Origin of the sequence: Aurantimonas sp. A2-1-M11, from assembly GCF_036549475.1 — a bacterium.
Taxonomy (GTDB): domain Bacteria; phylum Pseudomonadota; class Alphaproteobacteria; order Rhizobiales; family Rhizobiaceae; genus Aurantimonas.
Genome location: NZ_JAZHLI010000155.1, coordinates 1 through 3,025, shown reverse-complemented (window position 1 = coordinate 3,025; position 3,025 = coordinate 1). Strand labels below are relative to the sequence as shown.

At 60.3% G+C, this 3,025-nt stretch carries 6 protein-coding genes; 3 read left to right on the top strand and 3 right to left on the bottom strand.

What is annotated here, in order from left to right:
- From VQ042_RS25115 to VQ042_RS25105, 3 genes are all read left to right on the top strand, one after another.
- A partial coding sequence (locus VQ042_RS25115; RefSeq protein WP_331822976.1) for a hypothetical protein occupies window positions 1-196 on the top strand: 196 nt, incomplete at its 5' end.
- 481 nt (window positions 197-677) lie between these two features.
- Window positions 678-980: a hypothetical protein gene (locus tag VQ042_RS25110; RefSeq protein WP_331822977.1), complete on the top strand. Its 303-nt coding sequence runs from the start codon at window positions 678-680 to the stop codon at window positions 978-980.
- On the top strand, window positions 977-1,411 hold the full coding sequence (locus VQ042_RS25105) for a type II toxin-antitoxin system VapC family toxin (protein ID WP_331822975.1): 435 nt from the start codon (window positions 977-979) through the stop codon (window positions 1,409-1,411). The genes VQ042_RS25110 and VQ042_RS25105 overlap by 4 nt, the downstream gene beginning before the upstream one ends.
- Before the next feature lie 268 nt (window positions 1,412-1,679).
- On the opposite strand, the gene VQ042_RS25100 is transcribed toward VQ042_RS25105, so the two are convergent.
- From VQ042_RS25100 to VQ042_RS25090, 3 genes are all read right to left on the bottom strand, one after another.
- A complete protein-coding gene (locus VQ042_RS25100) occupies window positions 1,680-2,048 on the bottom strand; it encodes a hypothetical protein (RefSeq protein ID WP_331822974.1) in 369 nt (122 codons plus the stop codon).
- A 113-nt stretch (window positions 2,049-2,161) separates the two neighbouring features.
- Window positions 2,162-2,434, bottom strand: coding sequence for a hypothetical protein (locus VQ042_RS25095; protein ID WP_331822973.1), 273 nt, complete (start codon window positions 2,432-2,434; stop codon window positions 2,162-2,164).
- A gap of 172 nt (window positions 2,435-2,606) precedes the next feature.
- Window positions 2,607-2,855 (bottom strand): hypothetical protein, encoded by a 249-nt coding sequence (locus VQ042_RS25090; RefSeq protein ID WP_331822972.1) that lies wholly within the window; start codon window positions 2,853-2,855, stop codon window positions 2,607-2,609.
- Window positions 2,856-3,025 lie beyond the last annotated feature (170 nt).

Below are 3,025 nucleotides of genomic sequence, written 5' to 3'. Positions count from 1 at the left end.
GGCTTGTCTGGTTCCTGCAAGCAAGCCAGCCAAAAACGGCGAAACCCCATACGTCCAAACGTCTTTCCGGGTGCGTCGCTTCAACGGCTTAGCCATTATTCAGGGCGGACTAATTGTAATCATTGGTTTAATGCCGTCGCGGCTCGAATCCTGCCGGGCCCACCATTTTTTCCAGTCAAGCGATTGTAATTGCTAGCCAGTTTGCGCGAATTCGGACTCGACAGAGCCCGAACTGCATAACATGGACGACGATTCGATGCTCTTGCCTAGCTATGTCACCTCGCGAAACGGAGTCTATCAATATGTCCGCCGCGTGCCGGACGATGTCGCGGAAGTCTTCGCCGGCGTCCGGATTTAGCGGTCCCTGAAAACGCGTCTTCCCAGTGAAGCGCGTCAAACGGGCTGCTCAGTTCGATGCTAATATCGAGCAGCGATTTGCCGAGGTGCGTCGGCGCAAGAGCATCGCGATCACGCTTGTGTCGACAGCCGGTTGGACCTGGAACGACTGGAGCCACGGCGTGCCTGCCTCCAAACCGACCTCGCACCGACAATCTACCACGTTCGCAACTGTTCGTTGGCTCACTTCGAGATACCATCGAGACGCAAATACCTCGACAAGGCCGTTGTTAAAGCGGCCGCGATGGGATATATATCCAGACATATCGAGGAGGCTGATGATGACCAATGCTGCACAGAAGCGCGCCATTCGCAATTATCGGTCGCGTCAGGCACAGCGTGGCATCGCGCGCTTCGAGGTTCAGGCGCTCGACGCAGACCGCGAGCTGATCCGTGCCCTTGCTCGCCGCCTTGCCGATGACGGGCCCGAAGCGACGCAGGCGCGCACGATGGTCCAGCAGATCGTGTCCGGCGAGCCACCACATCAGGGCGGCATCCTCCAGGCATTGCGGCGGTCGCCGCTGGTCGGCGCCGATCTCGACCTCGATCGGGCTCGTGAAGAAGGTCGCAGGATCGATTTGTGACGCGCTATCTGCTCGACACCAACATCATTAGCAATGCGGTAAAGCCGCAGCCGTCCGCTTCCCTGCTGGACTGGATGACGGAGCAGCGCGATGACGCGCTGTTCATCGCGTCGCTGACAGTCGCAGAAATTCGGCGCGGTATCCTAGAGAAGTCGGCGGGCAAGAAGCGCGAAGCTCTCGAAGCCTGGTTCGCTGGTCCCGAAGGACCGCAAGCCTTGTTCGCCGGGCGCATCCTGCCGTTCGATGACCGCGCCGGGCTGATCTGGGGGCGGCTGATGGCTGACGGAACGTCCTCGGGCCGTCCCCGCAGCGGCCTCGACATGATCGTCGCATCGACCGCCGACGCCAACGGCTGCGTAGTTGTCACCGATAATGAAAAGGACTTCGCCGGGCTTGAGTTTATAAACCCCCTGCGCGGAGTGGTTTCATGACAGGCGTTGTCCGAAACCGCTCGGGAGGACGACATGGCTGAAACGCAGATCGAGGGGACCGACTCCACCTGGAGTCCTGTCGCCGGATGTTCGATTGTCACGGCCGGGCTGCACGCAGACGTAGCTCGGTTCGTGTGAACAGCCTCGACGGCTTGATAAGCAGGCTCTGCCCGCACCAACTGTTGCCTTTGCGCGGCCATGGCCGTGGACGATGCTCTTCTCGAGCGGACCCTAAGTCGCTGAACGCCTTCGACCCATAGTGAGCGGGTTATCTCGCCCGTCGGCGAGCAGCTTCGGTTGCGGCGACCATCGGCTCATACCGGCCTGTTATGTGTGCGGCGATGCAGGCAGCCAGGGCTGCACGAAGACGGTCGGCACGCTTGTCGCGATCGCTCATGAACGTCGAGACGGGCCATCGCCCAAGGGAGTCGTCTTGAGTGTCATTAAAGCGCCGCATCATGCGTACGATCTCGGCCTCGGCTTTTTCACGCGTGGATCCGCCCATGCTGCCGAATTGCTCAAGTTGTGTGGCGGCCTGGATGACTGCCCCATGCTCGGCTTCGACGTTACCCGCTATTTTCGCCATGAGTGGGGCGGATATTTCGTCCCGGATCTGCATCAGTTGATCGGCTTTCATGATACTCTCGGGTTAGTAGGACGCGGCTAAGCGCGCGCGCCTCGGCCTAAAGTTCGCTCGAAGCAGAATAGGCTGATCGGGGCCGCGGTTCCCGGCCGGCTAGTCCCTCGGCTTCACCTTGCTTTGCTTTCGCGCGTGATCAAAATCGTAGGGCATCTCTGGATTTGAGACATCGGTCGTTCCTCGGTTTCAAGAACAGCGTCGATCAGCCGCTCCTCCTCTTCGGACCTTGGTTCAAAGAGATTGCCAGTTTCGTCGGACACCCCGCTGCCCGGCTGACCGGCGCTCTCGCCTCGACGGCGAGCATTCGGGGCCTTCGAGAGCGAAACTTTCGGCGGGTCATCTGTGCCGACGACGGGTGATGGGTTCTTCGGATCAGTTTTCACAGGGTTCTCCTTCGGCAGGAGAACGGATGAGAGTTCATTTCGTAGCGGAGGTGCACGATGATGAGCAACGACGCTCTCATTCAAAATGGATGGCCGCGACCAATCGTTGGCCACTACCCAATACCATGGGTGGTGGGCACGCAGTGCGTTCCCCTCACCGCGGCGGCGGATGCTATCGGAGTTGCGGCACAGGCTGGTCGATTGCGGGCTCGTCGTCATCGATCCACACAGGAACCCGTTTTGGCTTCCGCTCGGCATCGAACCCATCGGCCCAGAGCGCGTGATCGGACGAGCGTGCCGAGTGCGGATTGGGAGCCGCGGTGCCCTTTGCGCGGAACGCTCGACGGCCTGCGTCCCACACCGTCCGTTCCCTTTCGGCGGCTGCGATCTTTTTGGCCAGGTCGTTGGCGGCGATTTCCATGCTCTGTTCTCGAGGCCCACTCTCATTTGGTCTGCCAATGAGTCCCCGAACATCGATCCTGAACCGCCCCGGGTTTCCCGGAGACCTCATTTCCTGAGAGAATGGGGTCATCATGACAAAATCGACATCGAAGAGATATTCGCCGGAGGTCCGTGAGCGGGCTGTCCGGA